Annotated in this window: 20 protein-coding genes; 7 read left to right on the top strand and 13 right to left on the bottom strand. The window is 55.5% G+C overall.

Features of this window, described 5'->3' with window-relative positions:
* Positions 1–61: 61 nt before the first annotated feature.
* Positions 62–589, top strand: a complete 528-nt coding sequence (gene ppa / locus KHP07_RS27455; protein ID WP_003219382.1) for an inorganic diphosphatase — start codon at positions 62–64, stop codon at positions 587–589.
* Between the two features lie 213 nt (positions 590–802).
* Positions 803–1,582 (top strand): LexA family transcriptional regulator, encoded by a 780-nt coding sequence (locus KHP07_RS27450; RefSeq protein WP_214498383.1) that lies wholly within the window; start codon positions 803–805, stop codon positions 1,580–1,582.
* Positions 1,583–1,824: 242 nt separating this feature from the next.
* Here KHP07_RS27450 and KHP07_RS27445 read toward each other — a convergent pair whose 3' ends face one another.
* The 12 genes from KHP07_RS27445 to KHP07_RS27395 form a co-directional block, all read right to left on the bottom strand.
* Positions 1,825–2,928 carry a DUF8606 domain-containing protein gene (locus KHP07_RS27445; protein WP_214498382.1) on the bottom strand — a complete coding sequence of 368 codons (1,104 nt, stop codon included), beginning with the start codon at positions 2,926–2,928 and terminating at the stop codon, positions 1,825–1,827.
* A gap of 187 nt (positions 2,929–3,115) precedes the next feature.
* A complete protein-coding gene (locus KHP07_RS27440) occupies positions 3,116–4,204 on the bottom strand; it encodes a DUF4236 domain-containing protein (protein WP_214498381.1) in 1,089 nt (362 codons plus the stop codon).
* A gap of 45 nt (positions 4,205–4,249) precedes the next feature.
* Positions 4,250–9,964 (bottom strand): DUF4011 domain-containing anti-phage protein Hhe, encoded by a 5,715-nt coding sequence (gene hhe, locus KHP07_RS27435; RefSeq protein ID WP_250883888.1) that lies wholly within the window; start codon positions 9,962–9,964, stop codon positions 4,250–4,252.
* A 366-nt stretch (positions 9,965–10,330) separates the two neighbouring features.
* Positions 10,331–10,564, bottom strand: coding sequence for a hypothetical protein (locus KHP07_RS29635; RefSeq protein ID WP_250883741.1), 234 nt, complete (start codon positions 10,562–10,564; stop codon positions 10,331–10,333).
* Positions 10,565–10,900: 336 nt separating this feature from the next.
* Positions 10,901–12,058, bottom strand: a complete 1,158-nt coding sequence (locus tag KHP07_RS27430) for a glutathionylspermidine synthase family protein (protein WP_078050355.1) — start codon at positions 12,056–12,058, stop codon at positions 10,901–10,903.
* A 12-nt stretch (positions 12,059–12,070) separates the two neighbouring features.
* The gene (locus tag KHP07_RS27425) at positions 12,071–12,781 is read right to left on the bottom strand and encodes a DUF1190 domain-containing protein (RefSeq protein ID WP_078050356.1); all 711 of its coding nucleotides are present in this window, start codon (positions 12,779–12,781) and stop codon (positions 12,071–12,073) included.
* Between the two features lie 18 nt (positions 12,782–12,799).
* Positions 12,800–13,228: a DUF350 domain-containing protein gene (locus tag KHP07_RS27420; RefSeq protein ID WP_078050357.1), complete on the bottom strand. Its 429-nt coding sequence runs from the start codon at positions 13,226–13,228 to the stop codon at positions 12,800–12,802.
* A 15-nt stretch (positions 13,229–13,243) separates the two neighbouring features.
* Entirely contained in the window at positions 13,244–13,918 is a 675-nt protein-coding gene (locus KHP07_RS27415) for a DUF2491 family protein (protein WP_099491088.1), read from the bottom strand.
* Positions 13,905–14,939, bottom strand: a complete 1,035-nt coding sequence (locus tag KHP07_RS27410; RefSeq protein WP_078050359.1) for an ion channel — start codon at positions 14,937–14,939, stop codon at positions 13,905–13,907. Before KHP07_RS27410 ends, KHP07_RS27415 begins: the two co-directional genes overlap by 14 nt.
* Positions 14,940–15,011: 72 nt before the next feature.
* Positions 15,012–15,572 (bottom strand): rhomboid family intramembrane serine protease, encoded by a 561-nt coding sequence (locus tag KHP07_RS27405; RefSeq protein WP_214498380.1) that lies wholly within the window; start codon positions 15,570–15,572, stop codon positions 15,012–15,014.
* Positions 15,573–15,656: 84 nt separating this feature from the next.
* Positions 15,657–16,355 (bottom strand): PspA/IM30 family protein, encoded by a 699-nt coding sequence (locus tag KHP07_RS27400; RefSeq protein WP_078050361.1) that lies wholly within the window; start codon positions 16,353–16,355, stop codon positions 15,657–15,659.
* Between the two features lie 17 nt (positions 16,356–16,372).
* Positions 16,373–16,954, bottom strand: a complete 582-nt coding sequence (locus KHP07_RS27395) for a YjfI family protein (protein ID WP_071493700.1) — start codon at positions 16,952–16,954, stop codon at positions 16,373–16,375.
* Positions 16,955–17,324: 370 nt separating this feature from the next.
* On the opposite strand from KHP07_RS27395, the gene ycaC reads away from it, so the two are divergent.
* The 3 genes from ycaC (at position 17,325) to KHP07_RS27380 (ending at position 19,137) form a co-directional block, all read left to right on the top strand.
* Positions 17,325–17,957: an isochorismate family cysteine hydrolase YcaC gene (gene ycaC, locus KHP07_RS27390; RefSeq protein ID WP_078050363.1), complete on the top strand. Its 633-nt coding sequence runs from the start codon at positions 17,325–17,327 to the stop codon at positions 17,955–17,957.
* A 149-nt stretch (positions 17,958–18,106) separates the two neighbouring features.
* Positions 18,107–18,673 carry a hypothetical protein gene (locus KHP07_RS27385; protein WP_214498379.1) on the top strand — a complete coding sequence of 189 codons (567 nt, stop codon included), beginning with the start codon at positions 18,107–18,109 and terminating at the stop codon, positions 18,671–18,673.
* A gap of 29 nt (positions 18,674–18,702) precedes the next feature.
* A complete protein-coding gene (locus KHP07_RS27380) occupies positions 18,703–19,137 on the top strand; it encodes a hypothetical protein (protein WP_028618099.1) in 435 nt (144 codons plus the stop codon).
* Positions 19,138–19,151: 14 nt separating this feature from the next.
* Here the strand turns inward: KHP07_RS27380 and KHP07_RS27375 are convergent, their stop codons facing one another.
* Positions 19,152–20,183, bottom strand: coding sequence for a PDDEXK nuclease domain-containing protein (locus tag KHP07_RS27375; protein ID WP_078050366.1), 1,032 nt, complete (start codon positions 20,181–20,183; stop codon positions 19,152–19,154).
* Between the two features lie 186 nt (positions 20,184–20,369).
* On the opposite strand from KHP07_RS27375, the gene KHP07_RS27370 reads away from it, so the two are divergent.
* Both KHP07_RS27370 and KHP07_RS27365 read left to right on the top strand, forming a co-directional pair.
* The gene (locus tag KHP07_RS27370) at positions 20,370–21,014 is read left to right on the top strand and encodes an NAD(P)H-dependent oxidoreductase (RefSeq protein WP_214498378.1); all 645 of its coding nucleotides are present in this window, start codon (positions 20,370–20,372) and stop codon (positions 21,012–21,014) included.
* On the top strand, positions 20,953–21,330 hold the full coding sequence (locus KHP07_RS27365) for a MerR family transcriptional regulator (RefSeq protein ID WP_214498377.1): 378 nt from the start codon (positions 20,953–20,955) through the stop codon (positions 21,328–21,330). The genes KHP07_RS27370 and KHP07_RS27365 overlap by 62 nt, the downstream gene beginning before the upstream one ends.
* Positions 21,331–21,437 lie beyond the last annotated feature (107 nt).

Here is a 21,437-nt window from a genome sequence, read left to right as displayed (position 1 = left end):
CGCCGCCACTTTTAGGCCAATCCGGCCAAGTTTCTTGGCCAATTAACGGGGGCAACGCCCAATGAGCTACAGCAAGATTCCGGCTGGCAAAGACCTGCCGAACGACATCTACGTCGCCATCGAGATTCCGGCCAACCACGCGCCGATCAAATACGAAATCGACAAAGACAGCGACTGCCTGTTCGTTGACCGTTTCATGGCCACCCCGATGTTCTACCCGGCCAACTACGGTTTTATCCCCAACACCCTGGCTGACGACGGTGACCCCCTCGACGTGCTGGTCGTGACCCCTTACCCGGTTACCCCAGGCTCGGTTATCCGCGCACGCCCGGTCGGTATCCTGAACATGACCGACGACGGCGGCGGCGACGCCAAAGTGATCGCGGTTCCACACGACAAGCTGTCCCAGCTGTACGTGGACGTGAAGGAATACACCGACCTGCCGCCACTGCTGCTGGAACAGATCAAGCACTTCTTCGAGAACTACAAAGACCTCGAAAAAGGCAAATGGGTGAAGATCGACGGTTGGGGCAACGCAGACGCCGCCCGCGCCGAGATCCTGAAGTCGGTCGCTGCCTACAAAGGCTGATACCCGCTCCTCATTGCTTCGGCAATTGAAAAAGCCCCGATCATTCGGGGCTTTTTTGTGGGAAAAATTAAACGACAAGTTCAACATTTTATAAACAACGTTTAACTGACTCTTTAATACGACGTATTAGGCTACAACTAAGCAAAGGCCTACACGCGCAACTCAACGCATGGTTTATTTGATCTGTAATTCCGGCCAGTAAACTCTGCGTTTATGAATACATCAGGTGATCGTTTAAAAGCGCTACTACGGGAAGTTCATCTTTCCGCCTCCGACTTCGCCAAGAACCGTGGTGTCACGCCTCAACACGTGAACAACTGGTTCAAGCGCGGTGTACCCATGGGCCGACTCAACGAGATCGCAGAACTGCTGTGCATCTCCAGCCGTTGGCTGCGCACCGGCGAAGGCCCCAAGCACCCACCGGCCAACTTCCTGCTGGAAGGCCCGGACACCCGAAAAGGACTGCCCGCACCCACCCGCGAAGGACGCGGTAACTACCTCGCAGACCCCGCCTGCCCCCCAGGAAAAATCGACGTGGAGATCGACCTCCACCCCTCATTCACCTCCACCGAATGCGTCCGCATCACCCTGCACACCCTCCAGGCTCTCAACGTAAAACCCGACCGCGCCCTGGGCGCCTACATGGTCGACAACAGCATGATCGACATCATCCAACAAGGCGCCACCCTCGCCATCGACCGAGGCCGCACCCAAATCATCGACGGCGAAATCTACGCGGTAGAACACGACGGCATGCTGCGCATCAAATACCTCTACAACCGACCGGGAGGCGGTTTGCGCATGCGCAGCCACAATGCCAGCGAACATCCCGACGAGTACCTGACGTACGAACAGCGCTTCGAACAGAACTTCCAGATCGTGGGCTGGGTGTTCTGGTGGTCCACGTTGAATAACCGCAGGCCGCCCGTGCCGCTGGATGAGCATTTATTGGGCTGGGAAGGCTCTAAATCAGATCCTGAGGTGGGCATTTGAAGTGAATATGGGTATCATGCCGCCCACATTTGGCAGGGGTTGGCTTCGCGCTATCCACCTTGCCTGGCGAAGCGGAGGAGTTCCCGCGGATGCCCTACTATTCAGCCCGACGCAACGTGGGCTGAGCGATTTGAAGGCTGGTGAGGTTTGTCAAAAACAAGCTGAAGCAGTCCCCGAGAAGCCGGCCACAAGCCGGCTTTTTAATGCGTGCTCTACCGTGCTTTTTGGGTTCTGCAGCATCGCTACAACATACTCGCAACCACCTGATCAAAATCAGCAAACCTTTCCTTCAACCGCTCAATCGTCAACCGCCACTTCTGCGTCCTAGGCCTGCAAATAGTATTCTGATTCCCAAACATCCCAGTCTCCCGCACTGCCTGGCCCGCAGGCACGGTCTCCAACCACTCAACCGACACAAAGTAATCACACCGCTCCGGATCATCCACAAACTCAGCGTGATAGTTCGCACGCTTGGCAACCTCAAGCACCGGACGCTCCTCACCGTTAACAGTCACTGTGAATTCGTTCGCCGGGGTCGACTTTCCGCGTACCCTTCCAACGCCAACATAACCCTGCTGCGGAATGTTCACCCACACACGATCACCTGGCGAAAGCAGCTGCAACGTTCTGCTATACCAAGCGCCGCCACCACCTGAAATAAAGCCAAACTCTCTGGCGTCCTCCCATGAGCGCGAAGTTGAATCCCCAAACGAGCAATAGAACTCACCGTTCCAAGGCTCGCTATGTCCCTCGCTCGCCGATACCGCATTCACTTGCGTCTGAACGGGATCAAGCAGCCAGGACCGGCTCAACAGTTGCTGGTCACCCATTTGGAAAATCTGAAAGCACAGCACGTTGATCGGAATATCTCGCTGGCTGAGGTATTCAACAATCCGCTCACTGCTAGCGTCTAGCTCCGTAGCGACAATGACCAGTTGATGGCTTTGATTTAGCTCGTCATCGTCCAGGACACGCCCAAAACGAGCTAAAAAATCAGCGTATAGGGTATTCCCTGGCCTGAATCGCTCGTAAATCGCGCCGATCTCATTAGGCTGCAAACCTTGAACCCACGCAGCGTAATCGAGCGTCTGGGCAACGACGTCCCGAGGTGTGCGGTCGCGTTTGAGCTCAACCAACACGAGGTTTCCATCGGGGGCTATCGCCAGTAGATCAATGCGACCACCGGAACTGGTTTTTTCTTGCTTGCCTATCAGCATCCACTCGTCTGAGAGAATGCCTGGCGAGTTGAGGATCATGTCTTCAAGCAACTGCTCGCTGACCAATCGGCTCAGAGGGAGCTTGCTCGGCGCAATACCGACGGTCCAAACATCCGTTTTTATGGGCAAGTGGCACATCCTTGGCGAGGTAGAATTTCGCGACTTTACCACCGTCGCACGCCATTCTGGCGAGTGGCGCAATTGGGCAGCAGGCTGCTGCACAATTTGGATGGGATGATTGATATGTCGCCAATAGCGACATGAAAGCCGCAACTCAGCCACACGAATGAGTACGCTTAACTACTAGGTACGCGCCTCAACCTACTCGCTCAGAAGGCATCACCCGCGCGAGGTCGAAAATCGCCTTCGCAAAAGTCTCTCCCACACCATTTCGCGAAATTTGTACAACCTCATTCATGCCCGTCACGCTAGAAAATTTCAACTCATCATAAAGACAAACAGGAAGCTCACGATTGTTTTTGAACCTACGATCGGGGCCGCCCTTTTTGTTAACGAATTGCCACGTCCTATCAACTACCTTGGCGTCTCTAGGAAGCGGACCACTTTCGATAAATTGCTTCGCATTGACCTGTAACCGCAGCTCTCCATAGCTAACCGCTCCCACGCCTTTCTCGTCATAAATCAGCACACGGTCAGGGAAGAAATGCAGTGTTTGGCGCCCCACAACCATGGAGATGGTTTCTATATTGGTTTTTACATAAGGAGGTGAAGACCGAGAAATAGTCGTTTTTTTACGACGAACAAGGTTGCTCGCACCAGCGTGATACTTACGATCATGAACGGCACCTTCGGCCTCGATATGCCAGGCTGCAAAAGCTGCTGAAACCTGCTGACCGCTGCTATGCAATGCTTCATAAGCCTCTTCCATCTCGTCGTCAAAATCGTAAAACAGTACAACCGTCTTAGCCATCGCATCGCGTACCGCAAAGGCAATGGTTAGGCTTGAACCAATGATGAGTGCTCCCCATAAAGCGCCATTGGACCAACCGCTACGCAGGCCAAGAAATACTGTGAGCAATCCCAGGACGCCAACCCATGGCCAAATCCGCCATCGTGCCTGCTTCATATTCATCTCATTGAGCAAATCACGTGAGGATGAATCTACGATTTTCGAAGCAGCCGCGGATTCGATCTCGACTAAAGGAGCGTGGGTACCCTCAGATTTCACAGTAGTGTCAATGTGAGGTATAAAAGGCTGGTTACCGTTTGCCCTTGGTAGGGTAACCCGGTAATACAGGCCTCCCCGACCGATATGCACGTAATTACTCCGAGGTCCCGTCCCAATGCGTAAGCCTTTCAACCCAACCGAAACGCCCACGCCCTGTTGGGACAGGTTGAAACGAAACAGCCCTACTCTGATGCTCTTACGAATATAGAAACTCATTACCCTTCCTTGATGCCGCCTGAACATCCACTGTTATTAGCTGACTCACTGCTCGCCAATCACAAGCAGTACATCATCGATATATCGCCCTTCCATACCGTGGGTGCCGTTACGCAAATATCCAGGAATCATCTGCTGAAACTCAATACGGTCTGCTGGGAGAAACTCAAGCAATGCTTCCAGCATCGCAGGCCTCAATAGCCGCTGGTTAATAGGAACCTCTGGCAAATTCGGCCGGATCACATTTTCTTCAAGCCAGAGCAACTTCTCGCGCAGGCTGTAGTTACCCTCAAGGGTAATACGCTCAGCGTGCTCGCTCTGCTCATCTGCCACGTGCTGGATTGAAACCTCTTCAGACTCCTCGCCTATCGCCGCTACCTCTGCAGTTGGCTCGGTTCGCAACCGTGCAAGCTCCTGGAGAATAGGTTCGATTTGCACACGGGCATTGCGGAACCAATCCACCGACCAAATACGGCGAATACTCCAGCCCAATTGCTCCAACACGCTTTGACGCAGACGGTCACGGTCACGCGCGGACTTGGCCGAATGGTATGCGGCTCCATCACACTCAATACCCATCAGATAGCGGCCAGGCTGCCCAGGATCACGGACAGCCAAATCAATGAAGAATCCCGCTACGCCAACCTGGGGTTCGCATTGATAGCCATGGCGCGACAACATGTCCATGACCGCTACCTCGAAATCACTGTCAGGGGCGCGCTCATTTTCTTTGATGTGTGGCATACGACCAGATTCGGCGAAGTGCAGAAAGTCACGCAGTGCCTGAACGCCTCTGCTAGAGGTTCCGGTCACTAAGACATCGGTCGATCCAAACGAGGAGAAGACCTGCATACGTTTCTTGGAGCGGGTATACAGCACGTTCAAACGTCGCCATCCGCTAGCACCGTTAATTGGGCCGAAGCGCTGAGGAACGGTGCCACCTACTTCCATAGGACCGTAAGTGCCGGAGATGTAAATAACATCTCGCTCGTCACCCTGAACGTTTTCCAAGTTCTTGATGAACAGTGGCTCATCCTGACTTTGATTACGGTCCAATGCGACTTGCAGCTGCGGGCTTTGTTTGGCCAGATGCTCAAGCATTCGCTCAATTTGATCAGCCTGCTTAACGTTCATGGCCACCACACCTAACGACTCATCAGGGCGGTGAGTAAGGTGGTGTTCAATTGCCTTGGCGACAACCTCAGCCTCTTCGATATTGCGCTGCTCAACAAAACGCCCACGAGGTACTCTGACAAACTTGACGCCAAATTCGGTTGATTCGCGGTGCGGTGATGGGTAGACCACTAGGTTGCTTTCATAGAAGGCTTTGTTAGAGAAGGCAATCAAACTCTCGTGACGGGACCGGTAGTGCCAACGTAGACGTCGCAGTTTGAACAACGGCATGGCGGCTTCCAAAATGCTTTCTGAGTCCTCTGCCAAGGAAGCATCGGCTTCATCGGCGTCTGTATCGCCACCGTTGCGGGAGAAAAAATTTGTCGGCGGCAATTGTTTCGGGTCACCCACAACCACTAACTGTTTGCCTCGAGCAATGCTACCCAATGCCTCTTCCGGACGCATTTGAGAGGCTTCGTCCATAACGACCAAATCGAACTCGACATGACCTGCTGGCAGATATTGAGCGACAGCCATTGGTGACATCATGAAGCAAGGTTTGAGGCCCTGTAGCGCTTCAGATGCACGGCTCATCAAGCTACGGATCGGCACATGCCGTGTCTTTTTCTCAGCCTCACGTTGCAGTAAGGCCAGTTGCGTAAAGTCTCGGACCGCTCCATGACTATTGCCAGCGGGAATATTGTTCTGACTGATACGTGAGGAAACCTGCTCACGTTGTAGATGCTTGAGCTGCTCGTCTATATCAGCAAACCGGGCGCGGATGGCTTCTTGTTCTTTGCCCGAGAACTGACCCAATGCGGGGTCGAGCTCAAGAATCTTCAACGCCCAGCTGTCGAGAAGGCCGAGCAAACAAGCTTCAATGCAGTGCTCCGACGCCAGTTTTTGCGTTTCGATTGTTTCGACGACGGTCTCGAACCCTAAGTCGACCAGGTGCAAACGTAGGCGACGGTACTCGAACCAATGATCGAGGAGATCCGAATTCTGGGCAGCCCATGCCAAGCGATTAGCAATGGGTTCGAAGTCTGCTTTCTGAATGGACTGCCACCACTGACTGGAAATGACTGCAGCGCTTTGGAAAAAGTCCTCCAATGCTTGCTCCCAAGTATCCACAGCTTGCGCGAGCGTTGCACCTTGTTGACGCCAGTGAAGTATCAGTTCCTCAGCTTCTTTTGGTGTGCACGCCGTCAGCTGCGGAACGAGAATGTCGCGAATTGGCAACGCCAAAATGGGCTGAACGAACGCAACCGTATGCCGCCATGTAGTCAAGCGAGATCGAGCTGCAGAAAGGTTGTCTATTCGAGGGAGCTCCTCACCTAACAAGCAGGTTTTTAGCACTGCGTCGCTTTGCAAGGCTGCCGAACGGGCCTGCCAGCTCTCCACGGATTGAATCAGTTCCAGCAGTTGCCCCATAGTCGGCTTTTCTTCGCTGACTACGGGTAACAAGGATCGTAGGGGAGTTCCGACGTCTCTGATAAGGCGAACATACAGCCCATGCGGGCCAAGCAAATCTTCCGAGCGTAAATCATGACAGTCAAAAGGCAGCAGTTCTTCCAGGTCCAGTCGATGGTCCAGAACATCCATCAGGTAGGATTCGAGCTCCACGGTGTCGCCCAATACACCAGCTAATGAATGCTCATCGACCTGAAGTAGGTACTCCGCAATCCATACCTTCGCACCGAACCCACGTCCACATTCTGTTCTCAAAAGTTTGTACCAAAACCGCAAACGCTTGAGCGCGTCGATCTCGGTATCAAGCCCTTGGAAATGCTCACCCAGTTTTTCGGTTAGCCCTTTGTTTTCCTTTAACTGGCTGTGTTGCTTCAAATAGGCAATGACATCAGGCAAGACCACTAGCAGTTGGTTCAACTTGAGCCCAGGGCGCGCCATGGCCAAAACTTCGGCTTTAGCAGAGCGCCATTGTCCCTTGAACCAGCGGAATAGTGATTTATCTGCAAGTACTCGATTCAAATCCTCAAGTCGCGTATGGTCTGGCAATCGATCCAGCGTGAAATGACTCGCCGCCTGCTCCTGCAACTGTTTAACAGCTGCGAGGTCACTGTCCAGCTCTACGAGCAATCCGTCCAAGCTCTCGTCTTCAAAGCGTTTATGGCGAAGACGAGCCAAATCCTCAGGCATCGCCGAAAGCATTTGTAGAAAGAGCAGCACTTGCTCAATGCCGATAAAATCGCTTCGTAAGCCTTGAACCGCCGCCCCTTCCGTTAACAACTGAATCAGACTTTGAATACGGGGAGCCAACTCCAGTAAATCTTCAGCCTCTTCAATCACATCCAGTAAGACATTAAGTGAAAGGGTCTCATCGCCATTATGCAGACGTATGGCGGCACAGGCTTTTTTGATTGAGGAAATTGCGTCTTCTGAGCCAATGACATCAGCGCGTAACGACCGAGCTAGAACACCTTGCTCGTTCAACAAGGAGTCCATACCCTGCAGCCAAAGCTTCAATGCCTCACAGGACTCTATATCCAAGCGTCCTAACAGATCCCAGTCTTCATCCCCTTTAGGCAGTGCAAGTACCGGAATAGAAGCAGCTAAATCTCGCATCTGTTCTGGGTTGTAAGTTTCCAGTACAGGTACCTGAAGCTGTTGTGCTAATTGAAGACGAGCAGTTGCTAGACGACCCAGCGCCTGCTGAGCCCTTGAGAGGTTTTCCAGAAGTGCAGCGCGCTCAGCACCCGTCACCCGAGTTTTTGTGCTACCAAACCACGGATGCGTTTCAAGCCTGCCTACTTGGCCAGCTTCCTCAGCCGTCTTACGATAAATATGTGCGTAAAAGCCGGCCTGCTCTTGCAAATGCATTCTATCGATTCGCGCCTCGGACTGCGGGTGCAAGTCGGAAGGTTTAATCGACAATGCCTCACGCAAACGCGTTGCCTGCATGAGCACCTCATGAACACTCATTCCCGATTCTTCGAATTGAGTATGTAGATGATGTACGTGCTTGTTGAGCTGCTGCTTCAATCGTTCATAGTTGGAAATCAGATCTGTAAGTTGTTTGGGCGAACGGTAGCCGCCGCTTTTCTGAATCCGTTGCCGAACACTCTCGATAACAGCACTCTTTTGGCTCTTATGACTATGCAATTCCAGACAAAAATCGCCTAACCCCGCCCTCGTCAGCCGAGTTTTGACCACCTCAAGCGCCGCCCTTTTTTCGGCAACAAATAACACTTTTTTGCCTTGGGCCAATGCCGCAGCAATCATGTTGGTGATGGTCTGAGACTTCCCTGTACCAGGAGGCCCCTCGATCACAAGATCATCCCCGCGAATCACGTCTATCAATGCACTGTGCTGAGAGCTGTCAGCGTCATCAATTAGAGGAAACTGCAGATGAATCTGCTCAATATCGTCTATTGAGTGCTCGACGCAAAATGCGCCTTGCTTTCCTGTCGAGTCCGGCGGTAAACCGTCCATCCCTGTTAGTCGCTTAACCAAACCGTGATCAAGCAGTGCTTGATCTTTCCACCGGCCGGGATCAAGGTCGAGGTACATCATCAACTTGCCAAACTCAAATAGGCCAAGCGATGCATAACGATGAACTTTCCAGTCAGGTTTGACTTTCAGTACGGTCTCTACAATCCGCTCAAAGTACTCTTCAGGCGTACTGTCGTCGGTAATACGCGGTAACGCGATACCAAAATCGACGCGAAGCTTTTCTCGCAGCGAAAGGTTGGTAAGAATATCTTCACCGGTAGGGTGTACGCGGTATTCGAAAGTCGCGGTTTGAGGGTTGAGCTTGCCTTTTTCCAAGTTCACTGGCAATAACATCAACGGTGCCAGGCGGGTGCTTTCTTTACCTGCTACCGAGTCATTCCACTCCAGAAAACCCAGCGCAAGATAAAGGATGTTTGCACCCGTCTCCTCAAGAGCTGATCGCGACTGAGCGTGCAATATCTGTAGCCGAGACTCCATCTCTACGGGGTAATAAAGCGTCTGGATCGCATCATCAGAGTGCTTACCAGATTCCCCGCTTTCAGGAGGCGAAGGTAGCTCATAGTTAGTCGACATACCCAGAATTTGTGCCCACACCTCTGCCGTGGGTTGTTTCTTGAGCTCAATGACCGCACCTGTTTTCTCGTCCAGCTTTAAAAACCCGTGAGTAAGCAGTTGCCTTTCCGTTGGCTCAGGCACAGCAGCAAAACGCATAGATTTTTCGTCTGCCAAGGAGTCGAACAAATGATCCGGCAGCTCATCAATGATCCGTACAAAACGCTTGGAGCGCGCGTGTGAGAAATTGAGCAACCGATTGCGAGCACTAAGATCAAGAAGCCTACTTCTCAGTTTCTCCAGACTTTCCGGTATCTCGCTTGGAGGCGTATCGAGGTCGTCCCAGTCGGTAAGTGGCTCTGGATCGATAGGTTTTGATTGCCCCTTGACCTCTGTATCGAACCGATAAACCGATCCCCCGCGACCACTTCCCTTGTTGAGCAACCCCTTGGTAATAAGCTCGTCACGAAGACGCCAGTACTCCTCCTCAGAAACGGAAAAATTCTGAAGTTCAGCTCGCCGATCAATCCGCTCCCTGAGTGACTTGTTACCAACAGCAGTCCCGTCTGCAGGGACTAGTTCCAAAATCCATTGCAGAACAAGTTCATCTCGTTGGATATCCAATGATTCAGGGCCTGAGTTCACGTCGATCACCGCTAATTTTTCGGGTAACTGCCTAATGATTTATCCGGGCAAGGCAAGCCGATGCTCAGCTTCAGCTGGCCGCAATAACAAGAGAGGCTTTTTAGGGGCGCGACAGATTTTTCAGTGCGCTCGAGATGCCATCCTTGGGAAACAGCGGCCTGCCTGGAATTTGATGGATGTCACAATATCCAGCACGCGCTGCAAGGTAAAGGCAAAATGCCTTGACGCGTGCAAGTCTCTGCTTACACAAGGGTTGGAAGAACCACCAAATGCTGCCTGTCTTATGCCAGTGAGAACGGCAGCGGCGGACTGGCTGCTGCCTTGCCCGCCTTTGAAGTGGAGTTATTAAGGCTGCATACACTCCACAGCCCGATCCGCAACCATCTTCGCCATCTCCACCCAATGCATGACCGCCCTCTGCGGAGCAGCCAGCGGCTCCCCAATTACCTGCGACGTAGCCACCGCACACTGCAGCAACTCAGCCACACGCACCCAGGCATCCTCAAAGCTCAGCTCTTCATTAACCGTGAATGGGTAAGTCGCATCCGATGACGGCGAATCCGTGACAATGTTGTCCATAGCAAAACCCCTAGCAGTAAGTGAATACCACCGTCCTTTTGCGACTAAACAATCAGAGGTGGCGGCTGTACGCAGGTTAGTCGACCGGCTGCTAGGCTCCGGCGCACCCGAGGGTGCCCTGCGCACAGCCACCATAAAGTGCAGGCGAGAAGACACCTGTCTTTGAGATGGCGCATGCGCCTAGCGAGGTCCGGGCGACTAAACCCGTTCACTGAATAAGCAGTGACAGCTCGCAGACTAGCCACCCCTTTCCACTGGCGCAATGCGGTTTGAATTCTCTCGGAATCGTCCTGCAAATGAAAGCGATCAGCCCTGCTGGCCCTTCAAACTCGGGCCTCAACCCAATATCAAATGCGGCAAAAACCGGCTCGAATCCTTGGTAATCAAACTATTGTCCTCCCGCACTCCAATCCCCGCCGCCTGATCCCCAATCACCCAAGACCCGATCAACGTATAGCTGTCCCCAAACCGTGGCAGCGGTGCAAATTCCTGAAGAATAAACGGCGCATCCGTATACGGCCCGTCCTCTTTCACAATCAGCCCATCAGCGGTTTGCAATTCAATGTTGGCCCCTTCCCGTGAGAAGAACGGCTTGCGCACCCAACCCTTAGGCACGGCTTTACCCGGTTCATTGTCCAGGTGCGACGCAAGCAAATTCGGGTGCCCTTTGTTGAATTCCCATAGCAGCGGCAGGATGCCTTTGTTGGAGAGGATGGCTTTCCACGCGGGCTCGAAGAACTGTGTGTCGCACTGGGCAATCGCAGCGCCGAAGGGTTCGTGGAAGATGAATTCCCAGGCGTGCAGCTTGAACAGGTGGGGGATCCAGCGATCTTCGAGGTCGACGAAGCGGCCTTCGGCGGTCAGGCCGATGTCTTCGATGTCGATATGGCGGGATTCGATGCCGACTTTTTCTGCGACAAGCCGCAGGTAGTCGGTGGTGCCTTTGTCTTCGACCGAGTCTTTCATGGAGGCGAAGTAGAAGGGCTGGTTGACCTGCAGTTGGGCGAAGGCCTGGTGCAGTTTGGTGTCGATGCTGTTGAATTGGTCGGCGTGTTTGGGCAGCAGGCCGCGTTCAATGCATTGTTCCAGCCAGCCCCATTGGAACGCCGCGGCTTCGTAGAGGCTGGTGGGGGTGTCGTAGTTGAGTTCGAGCAACTTGGCGGGGCCGGTGCCGTTGTAGGAGAAGTCCATGCGCCCGTACAGGTGCGGGTGGCCTTCCAGCCATGAGGTGCGGATCATGTCGTAGAAGGACGCGGGGATGCTCAGGCGGTCGAGCAGTTCTTCGCTGTGGACCACGCGCGCGACGAGGTCCATGCACATGTCATGGATCTCGGTGGTCGGGTCTTCGAGGTCGTGCTCGATTTGCTTGAGCGTGAACTGGTAGTACGCGCTTTCGTCCCAGTAGGGTTCGTTGTCGATGGTGTGGAACAGAAAGCCGAGGCTGTCGGCGGTCTGTTTCCAGTCATGACGTTCTGCGCAGTGGATCTTCTTCATGGCCCGCCTTCCTTAACTGCTCGACCCGCCGCCACCCCAGCCGCTGCGTGCGCTGGCCTTGCTGCCGAAGCCGCCACGGGAGGTGGCCGAAGCGACGGAGCTCGACTTGGCGGAGGTGCGCAGCGTGTTGGTGTAGTTGCTGCTGCCGTAGCGGGCCTGGTTCGAGCGGCCAAAGGTGGCGCCATTGGAGACGCGCTGGTTGAGCGTCGAGGAGCCGTAATTGCCGCGATCGTCGCGGTAGCGATACACCGGCTCGGAGCGGTAGCTGTTGCGATTGTTGCTCAGCATGTTGCCGATCAGCAGGCCGGTCAGCAGGCTGGTGGTGGAGAAGCCTGAGCCGCCACTGTTCGCTTGGGAGTTGGCTTGAGCATTGGCCGCATCGACCTGGGACTGTGTCACCTGGCCTTCGGCGGTCAGTTCGAAACCGCCCAGGCGGGGGATGAACTTGCCGGTGGAGTCCTGCTGGCACCAGTCGGCGACGAAATCGGCATCGCAATCGGCCTGGCTGTCGTACACCGGCGCAATGCGGCGATGCTCGGCCATGGCGGTCATGTAGGCATCCGAGCAGACGTCTACCGGAAGTTTTTCATCGGCGCACTGCTGGACCGACTGGAAGTTGTACTTCTTCTGCAGGTCGTAGGTTTTTTCCGTCGGGCCACAGCCGGATATCGCCATGGCGACCGACGCTGCCAGCGACAGCTGGACGTACTTGCTTCGTTTCATCGGGAGCTCCGGGCGCGATCAGTTCTGGGTAGGCGTCATGCACGCGGCATTCAACATGCCAACGCTGATGGCCACGGCGGCGACGTAGATGCCGGCCGCGAGTTCACCGTTCTTGATGCGCTCGGACGTGCCTTTGAGCACCAGGCTGGTCAGCAGGAACGCCAACAGTTGGACGACGGCGGCGATCACTGCCCAGACCACGAAGTCGAGGAGGTTGATGGAGTAGGCAATCACGTTGCTGGCCGGAATGGCGAAGCCGACGATAGCACCGCCCAGGGCGACCGCCGCAGAGACGTTGCCCGCACGGATCAGCTCGAACTCCTTGTGCGGGGTGATACGGGTGTAGATGAACTGGAACACCGCGAACAACACCGCAGCCCCGAGGATGTAGATGACAAACCCGAACACAGCCGCTTTGTTCAGGGAGATGGAGAGAGCTTCTAGCATGTGTTTCGTCCTTTTTTAGAGCGCGTTCAAGTCGGTTGTGTACAGCGAAATGCCCAGCGACGTGCTCAGGCTGATGGTGCCTTCCGCGTCTTCTTCGACGGAAAACAACAGGAACTCCCGTCGATCGGTCAGGCCTGTGTCACGGGCATATAGCATTGAGCGGTGCTCGACGCTGTAGGAATCCTCGGGGTTTATCACGTGCTCGCTCATTGCCACCAGTTCAGTCTGGCCCTCCTCGCTGCCCCATACGCGCGTGTATTCGACGCCATTGTGGGTGTAGGTCGGCAACCCGATCAGGCTCTGAGGCCCCGCCAGCCGGCGCAGTTCAGCTTCGCTGCTGAGGGTGACGTAACTGAGGTAGTTGAACAGGATGACGGACTCGACCTGCCCGGCGATGTCGCCGGTGGTGTGCACCTGCAACCAGTAATCTTCGTCGTTCATGTAGTAGCGCGACAGCCAGGTCGACTGCCCGAGGTCGACGGTGCCGTTACTCCAGATTTCCTGGGAACCGGGGATCACCACCGAGGTATGCCCGTCGAGCAACAACTTCAGGGTGGTGTCGAACATCACGCCTTTGCCTGGAGCCAGGCCCAGCGGACCGGTGGTCGGCAGGGCTTCAGCGGCGGGCCGGTTCGACTGAGAGTTCGCGTTCGGGGCCTCAAGCCCCATCAACTGTTTAAACCATCCCATTGGAGATTTCCTTGAGGCGGGTGGAGGCGATGTAGAAGAGTTCGCCACCTTCAACACGCGTGGCGCTGGGCGGGTTGATCGACGGTTGCTGGGCGCCTTTGGCGCGATAGCCGATGAGGGTGGCGTTGTGGTGTTCTTTCAACCGGGTGTACAGGTCGCCGAAGGTGGCTTCAAAGGCCTCGGGCAATTTCATCAGGTATTGGGTGGCGCCCTGCCCCACGCACAGTAGCTCATTAATGACCACCGACGAGCCCGGGTCTTGAGAGGCGCGCACCAGCATTTCGATGGCCATGCTGGAAGTGCATTCCAAACGCGGCGCGTAGGAGCTGGCCAGTGCGGCAATTTCACTTTCATTGAAGTGCGCGACCACATGCCCGACAGGATTCAACTGATTCACTGCCAGCACGGTGGCCAGTGTCAGGTCGTCCGACGGGGTGCGCACCAGCACACGCTCGGCGCCGGGTACACCGGCACGCAGCAATAACGCCGTGGAGGACAGGCTGTCACCGCGAATGAACGCCGCTTTGCCCGGCATCGGGTTTTCGTCGAGGGTGCAGTCGCAGATGACGATCAGGTTGTCGTTCGAGGTTTCGTCTTGCAGCAACAACTCAATGACCCGCTCACTGGACGCGCCTTCCCAGCCAATAAGCACCGTATGGCCGACCTTGCCGGTGAAATCGCCTTTGCCCTTCATGCCTTTTCTCCATGCATCGATGACACTGCTGGTGGTTTTGCCGATGGCGGCGGTCAGCAGCGCAATGCCGCCGAGCATGACCCAGGCCGCCACAAACACCCGGCCTGCCGAGGTCTGCGGCGCAAGATCGCCATAGCCGACGGTCAGTGTGGTGGTGAGATAGAAGTAAACAAACGTGGCGGCCGCAGTGAGGTGTTGCTCGCCCAGAAGCACCAGGCCCAGGTAAGCCGTGCTCAGGTGTACACCCAAGGCAATGACCAGGCCTGCCCAGCCGAAGCGGTGAAAGAGGGAGGACGCGTAGAGGCGCAACAGAAGAAAAATCGACATTTCGTCCCTGACTCCCTGGGTACTTGATTCCTGATGACGTCTTCGCCTCGACATCTGGATGCTCAAGTGCGCTCAGCCGGCATTAAACCTGCTGCGTGGTTTGGAGAGAAGTACCTTGGCTGCAATAAATCCGGCGAATGCACCAAACAGATGCCCTTCGAAGGAAACGCCCTGGCGAGGAAGGAAGCCAAAGACCAATCCGCCATACAGTACCGCCACGACACCGGCCGTTATCAGGTTGCTCCAGCTCCGGTGGAACCAGGCGCGCGATAACAGGTAGGCCCACAACCCGAAGACCCAACCGCTGGCCCCCACGTGCACGCCCGCAAAGCCGAACAGCCAGACCAAAGAGCCGCCCAGCAGGATGATGATCGCGCTGACGGTCACGAATCGATTGAGCCCCTCGACAATCACCAGGGTGCCCAGGATCAAGAAGGCAATCAGGTTGGCGCTGAGGTGTGCAAAAGAGCCGTGCAGAAACGGTGAGGCGAGGATGCCGAACAGCCCCTGCAGCGTCCGTGGGACCAGGCCGAAGACCAAGAGGCTGTAACCGGTCGCCACATTGAGCACTTGCAGCGCGACCATGAACAGCGCCAGGCCTGCGATTGTCTTGAAACCCTTCAGGGCGTCCATCCTCACCTCGAGGTCACAATAAATACCATCCGGGCGACCGGTAACCTGTGGCGAGGAGCTTGCGCCCTCGCCACAGGTGCAGTGTTACTCGGCCGACTTTTGCTTCAGGCGCTCCAGAATCGCATTGGCGCTGCCTTCGTTCGGCGTGATGCCGGCTTCGCGCAGCTTGCGTTCCAGGTCGGTACCGGTCGACGCCTCGGCCAGTTCATCCTGGGCTTGCAGTTCCGCAGCACGTTGCTGCTGCTTGGCCTGCAGGCGATTCAGCGTACCGACGGCAGTTTCCAGCTTGCCGTTGGCACCACCGCTGGCGATGGAGGCGCTGACCTGGGCCTTCTGTACGCTTTCGCGCGCCTTGGCCATGTCCACTTGCTGGCGCAGGCTTTTGATCCGGCTTTCGGCCTTGGTGATATCCTTGCGCATGCTGTCGGCGTAGGCGCCGAACTCAGTCGCCTGCTTGTGCTCGGCGTCGCGCTCGCTGGTCAGGGTCGAAATGGCTTCGGCCACTTCCAGGGCCAGGTCTTCGCGATTGGCCTGCAGGGCAGCCATTGCCTTGGACTCCAGGTCCTTGATCTTGGCGTCGTACTCGCTGACGCGATCAGTGGCCAGTTTGTGCTTGGCCATGATGCTGACCAGCTCACGCTTGGCGTTGGCCAGCGCGGTGTCCGCATCACGAATTTCCTGATCGAGAATGCGCAGGGCTTGTTGGTCGACGATTGATTCGCCGACTTCGCTGGCACCGCCGCGCAGCGCGGTGAACAGTTTGCTCCAGATGGATTGAGTCATTGGATACTCCCGAATGCTTAATTGAAGAAACGTTCAAAGGCTTCGCTGGCGCGTTGCACGTTGTCGACCAGGGTTTTCACCTCGGTCACGATGTTGGTCAGGCTGGAGTCGGAGCTCAACGCGCCGAACATGTTGTAGACCACCTGCCCGTTAGGCATGGACTCGATACCGATGGAAGACAGCGGGAACATTTCCCGGCTGCGCAGTACCGCGTCATTGAATTTCGCGACATCGTTGATGGACTCGACATCGACCAGCACGGTGTCGACGATGATCTGCTCGCCCACCACGGCGATGTAAATCGGCAAGCCACCGAAGTCGTTCATCTCCAGCTTGATGCTCGACTCGGAGCCTTGAACCAGAGAAAGCGTAATGTCGTTGGAGACCACCTCGTCCAGGGCCTGAAGCGCCGTGAAGAGGCGATCGATATTCCAGTTGTTACCTGCGCTCATGAAATTCTCCGACATGAATGAGCCAGCCAGGATCGGCTGGCGAAGCTGTTTCTCCATCTGCTTGAGCAAGCTTCGGTTTTCGGGAAGCACCCAAGTCTCGTGTTTCACATAGCCGGCGGCCGCCAGGCCCGCGCGCATCTGCTTCATGTAAAAGCTCGATGGCTTTTTCGCGGACGGCTTCGAGCGCTCTCCCGGAAGGCTGGCTGAATCGGTATCGGGCCCTGCTGGCGGGCTCGATGGAGAGCTGCTTTTCATGGTACTGACCTCGCTGTGAAAAACTCACGCGTGAGAAAATCTACAGGCTATTTTCGCCACACTCAATAGCTCACGCGTGAGATTTTTTTCCTTACATTTTCCTGTCACGAAACAGACCTCTCCTCTTGCCCGCGCAACAATTGTCTCGTCTGAGTTGACGGTATTACCTATCCAAGCCGATTTATCCCTCGCAGGCCACCCATTAATCTGTGCCCATGTTGAACGCAACGCCCAACCAACCTAAACAAAAAAGGATCCAACCATGAGCACTGCAACCTACAACCGCTTGAACAAAGACGACGCCGTAGTCCTGCTGGTCGACCACCAGACCGGCCTGATCTCCCTGGTACAGGACTTCTCGCCCAACGAGTTCAAGAACAACGTCCTGGCCCTCGCCGACCTGGCCAAGTTCTTCAACCTGCCGACCATCCTCACCACCAGCTTCGAGCAAGGCCCCAACGGCCCGCTGGTGCCAGAGCTGAAGGAGATGTTCCCGGACGCGCCCTACATCGCTCGCCCTGGTCAGATCAATGCCTGGGACAACGAAGACTTCGTCAAGGCGATCAAGGCCACCGGCCGTAAACAGATCATCATTGCCGGTGTGGTCACGGACGTTTGCGTAGCCTTCCCGACCTTGTCGGCGCTGGCGGAAGGGTTTGATGTGTTCGTGGTCACCGATGCGTCGGGCACGTTCAACACCACGGTGCAGCAGGCGGCGTGGAGCCGGATGACGCAAGCCGGGGCGCAGATGATGAACTGGTTCTCGGTGGCCTGTGAGCTGCACCGCGACTGGCGCAATGACATCGAAGGCCTGGGGAATCTGTTGTCCCAGCGCATTCCTAACTATCGCAATTTGATGAATGGTTACTCGGCGTTGACGGCGCGTAAGGACTAACTCAACTGCTGCACACACTAAGCCTGCCTTAAAACGCAGGCTTTTTTGGTTAACTAGCAAAGCGCCATTAGCACACTCGCCCTAATTGTGACGGCACCGCCTCACCAATAAAGTCCTTCGCTTATTTCGAGCCTCAAGGAAGGACGCTATTGAATACCTTAACCACAGTCGGGCGCTGCCTGGCACTGCTGCCCGTCTTGCTGATCAGCACAACGTCGGTAGTGGCCGATGAAGAAACACCGATCGGCGACTGGTCGATCATCTACGGCAGCGGCCGGGCCCATCAAAATGTCATGTATGTGGCCGACCGCACTTCGGTGGTTCCATCGAACCACAACAAGGGCGCGAAACTGGTGGCCGTCACGGTGGTTTATGAAGAACCGGGCAAGCCGATGATCGATGTGTACAACATCGAAGTACAGTGTTCCACGCGCAAGGTGCGCTTTCTCAATGGCCAGTCGGTTGCACCGTTTTCCTACACCCTTACGCACTTGAAAGTCTCCAACACGTGGCAGACGCCAAAGGAGTTCTGGCTCGACCGCACGCTCGCGTATATCTGCGAACCGGGCAAGAGCAAGGACACCATCGCCATGGGCAAGATGACCCACCTGCAGATGATCCAGACCACCAAGGCCATGTTCGACCAGTTGGGGCCGACTCAGGAGAAGAGCCAGATGATCGATGACCTCGACGACATGCTGGGCAACAAGCGCTGAGCAACACTCACCTATAAGAAGGATTCACGATGCCTACATGGACAAGGCTGTTGCTGGCTGGGCTTTTGTTGCCCGCCGTACTGTTTATCAACGGGTGTCACCTGATTGCACAGTCGCGCTGGGAAGGCCGTGACGTGCAAGAGGCGCTGGATTTATTCGGCAAGCCCGACTCGATGAAGAAGCAGAATGCGCCCAATGGCGACACGCAGGTAGTGATGACCTGGCACAAATCCTCTTCATGGACAACCACTGAAGCCGCCGGGACTTCAATGAATCACACCGGGAACGGGATGGTGTACACCGAGTATTACCAGCAAGTCGGGCACAGTTCGGATTGCAAGCTGGAAGCCACGGTGGATAAGGCGAAGAAGATCGTGCTGTTCAGGATTGAGGATGGCCGGATCCTGCATGGCAAGTGCCTGAATGTGCCATTTGTGCCGGGGTATATTCCGCCGGGGTTTTGAGGCTATCTGTCGGTTTAACCCGCCAGCTCCCGCTCGATCTGCTCGATGCTTGGCAGGCTGGTTCGCAGCTCTGCGGGCAACGACTCAACCAGTTGATATTCCGCTACACCAATCGGTCGATTGTTATCGCGCAACGCATATTCGGCGACGACTTCGTTCTTGCTCTTGCACAACAGCAGGCCGATGGTGGGCCCATCTTGTGGATGTTTAAGCTGGGCATCGACGGCAGCCAGATAAAAGCTCAGCTTCCCCAGATGCTCGGGCTTGAACTTGCCGGCTTTCAGTTCGATGACCACGTAGCAGCGTAGCTTCACGTGATAGAACAGCAGATCGACAAAGAACTCATCGCCTCCGACATCCAGCAGTACTTGCTGGCCGACAAAGGCGAAACCGGCGCCCAGTTCCAATAGAAAGTCGGTGACGTGTTTGATCAAGGCGTTTTCTATGTCGCGCTCCTGCGCGTCCAGGGCCAGGCTGAGGAAGTCAAAACGGTAAGGGTCTTTCAGCGACTCACGCGCCAGGTCGGATTGCGGTTTGGGCAGGCGGGTCTCGAAGTTGCTGACCGCCTTGCCACTGCGATCCAATAAGCGGTTTTCGATGTGCATCACCAGCGAGTTACGCGACCAGTTGTTCTCTATCGCCTGGGCTATGTACCAGCGGCGGGTTTCGGGGCCGGAGAGTTTGTCCAGTAATGCCAAATGGTGATACCAGGGCAATTGTGCAAGCACCTCTTGCACAAATTCAGCATCTGGCCACGCCTCGGCAAAAGCACGCATGTACTTGAGATTACGCGGCGAAAAACCCTTCATTCGGGGAAAGGCCGCACGCAAATCCTGGGCAAGTCGATCTATGACTTTGCTGCCCCAGCCCTGCTCCGCCTGGCGGGTCAAAATGTCGTGGCCGATCTGCCAATAGAGCAACACCAATTCCCGATTCACTGCCAGTGTTGAGCGTTGTTGCGCCGCATGAATACGGCCTTTCAGGTCCGTCAGCCAGTCACTATAGCCCGCTGGAGGTGTGGTCAAGCCGATACAGGGTTCGCTCATGCCATGTCACTCTGGAGTTTTGAGGCAGGCTAGTCAGGCGCATTGACGGTCACAAGGGGCGAAGATCGTTCCAGGAAGGCCCCTTCAATACCTACAGAAACGTCCTGCTGGCCATTGCAGACTACTGACTTGACTCTCCCCTATGCAGCAGCCTTTACCCTGGAACGCCCTGTTCAGGACCTCCCCATGACCCCGCGTACCCTGGTGATCCTCGGCCATCCTTCCGCCTCTAGCTTTTGTTCAGCCCTGGCTGATACCTACATCCAGGCGGCAAAAAACGCCGGCCATGAAGTACGTGTCGTACGCTTGGGCGACCTGGCTTTCGACCCCGTCCTTCATCACGGTTACACCCAGATTCAGCCGCTGGAGCCCGACCTGCTCAGCGCGCAATCCGACATCCTCTGGGCCACTCACCTGACATTTATTTTCCCGATCTGGTGGGGTGGCATCCCGGCGTTGATGAAGGGCTTTATCGACCGAATTTTCCTACCCGGTTTTGCCTTTAAATACCGAGCAGGCAAGGCTTTTCCTGACAAACTGCTCCACGGCCGAACGGCACATTTACTGGTGACCCTGGACACGCCACCATGGTATTACCGTTGGTTCTATCGCATGCCGGGCATTCACCAGATGCGCAAGACCACGCTGGGGCTTTGTGGTGTCAAGACTGCAAAGACGCTGCTGTTCGGGCCGGTGTTGGGCTCCACTGCGGCGCAGCGGGATACATGGCTGAAACAGGCCGGCGCTTTAACGGAAAAAAGGAGTTTTCATGTACATCGGCAAAGCCGCGCAGTTGTCGGGCACGACCATCAAGGCGATTCGTCACTATGAGGCAATTGGGCTGCTGCCTGCGGCACAGCGTCAGGGCCAATACCGGGTCTATTCGGCGCAGAACGTTGAGCTGTTGATGTTTATCAAGTGCGCGCAGCAATTGGGGTTCAAGCTCAAGGAGTTGCAGGAAATTCTTGCAGGCCACATAGGCGATGCATTGCCTTGGGAGCGGGCGGACCAGGCAATCGCAGACAAGAAGCAGGAACTGGCCCTGAAAATTGCCGCGCTACAGGCAATGCACGTGGGATTGCAGACATTTGAAGCACAGTTGAAAACATCACAAGAACAGTGCTCGTCAATGACGCAGAGATCCTGACCGGCGGTGAGCCGAATAAAATGGGTATTCGGCTCATTTGATGAGCCGAATAGGGCGCTTATTCGGCTCACCGCCTGAACACCCTCCCCCGCTTATTTGCCCAGAAT

This window comes from Pseudomonas sp. VS40, assembly GCF_018587885.1.
Lineage (GTDB): Bacteria > Pseudomonadota > Gammaproteobacteria > Pseudomonadales > Pseudomonadaceae > Aquipseudomonas > Aquipseudomonas pergaminensis.
Note: the sequence above shows the minus strand (reverse complement) of the source record. Positions and strands in the feature narration are given on the sequence as shown.

Coding starts and splice junctions, on each gene's coding strand:
- ppa (WP_003219382.1), top strand. CDS start 62: ATGAGCTACAGCAAGATTCCGGCTGGCAAAGACCTGCCGAACGACATC.
- KHP07_RS27450 (WP_214498383.1), top strand. CDS start 803: ATGAATACATCAGGTGATCGTTTAAAAGCGCTACTACGGGAAGTTCAT.
- KHP07_RS27440 (WP_214498381.1), bottom strand. CDS start 4,204: ATGAGTTTCTATATTCGTAAGAGCATCAGAGTAGGGCTGTTTCGTTTC.
- KHP07_RS29635 (WP_250883741.1), bottom strand. CDS start 10,564: ATGGACAACATTGTCACGGATTCGCCGTCATCGGATGCGACTTACCCA.
- KHP07_RS27430 (WP_078050355.1), bottom strand. CDS start 12,058: ATGAAGAAGATCCACTGCGCAGAACGTCATGACTGGAAACAGACCGCC.
- KHP07_RS27425 (WP_078050356.1), bottom strand. CDS start 12,781: ATGAAACGAAGCAAGTACGTCCAGCTGTCGCTGGCAGCGTCGGTCGCC.
- KHP07_RS27420 (WP_078050357.1), bottom strand. CDS start 13,228: ATGCTAGAAGCTCTCTCCATCTCCCTGAACAAAGCGGCTGTGTTCGGG.
- KHP07_RS27415 (WP_099491088.1), bottom strand. CDS start 13,918: ATGGGATGGTTTAAACAGTTGATGGGGCTTGAGGCCCCGAACGCGAAC.
- KHP07_RS27410 (WP_078050359.1), bottom strand. CDS start 14,939: ATGTCGATTTTTCTTCTGTTGCGCCTCTACGCGTCCTCCCTCTTTCAC.
- KHP07_RS27405 (WP_214498380.1), bottom strand. CDS start 15,572: ATGGACGCCCTGAAGGGTTTCAAGACAATCGCAGGCCTGGCGCTGTTC.
- KHP07_RS27400 (WP_078050361.1), bottom strand. CDS start 16,355: ATGACTCAATCCATCTGGAGCAAACTGTTCACCGCGCTGCGCGGCGGT.
- KHP07_RS27395 (WP_071493700.1), bottom strand. CDS start 16,954: ATGAAGCAGATGCGCGCGGGCCTGGCGGCCGCCGGCTATGTGAAACAC.
- ycaC (WP_078050363.1), top strand. CDS start 17,325: ATGAGCACTGCAACCTACAACCGCTTGAACAAAGACGACGCCGTAGTC.
- KHP07_RS27380 (WP_028618099.1), top strand. CDS start 18,703: ATGCCTACATGGACAAGGCTGTTGCTGGCTGGGCTTTTGTTGCCCGCC.
- KHP07_RS27375 (WP_078050366.1), bottom strand. CDS start 20,183: ATGAGCGAACCCTGTATCGGCTTGACCACACCTCCAGCGGGCTATAGT.
- KHP07_RS27370 (WP_214498378.1), top strand. CDS start 20,370: ATGACCCCGCGTACCCTGGTGATCCTCGGCCATCCTTCCGCCTCTAGC.
- KHP07_RS27365 (WP_214498377.1), top strand. CDS start 20,953: ATGTACATCGGCAAAGCCGCGCAGTTGTCGGGCACGACCATCAAGGCG.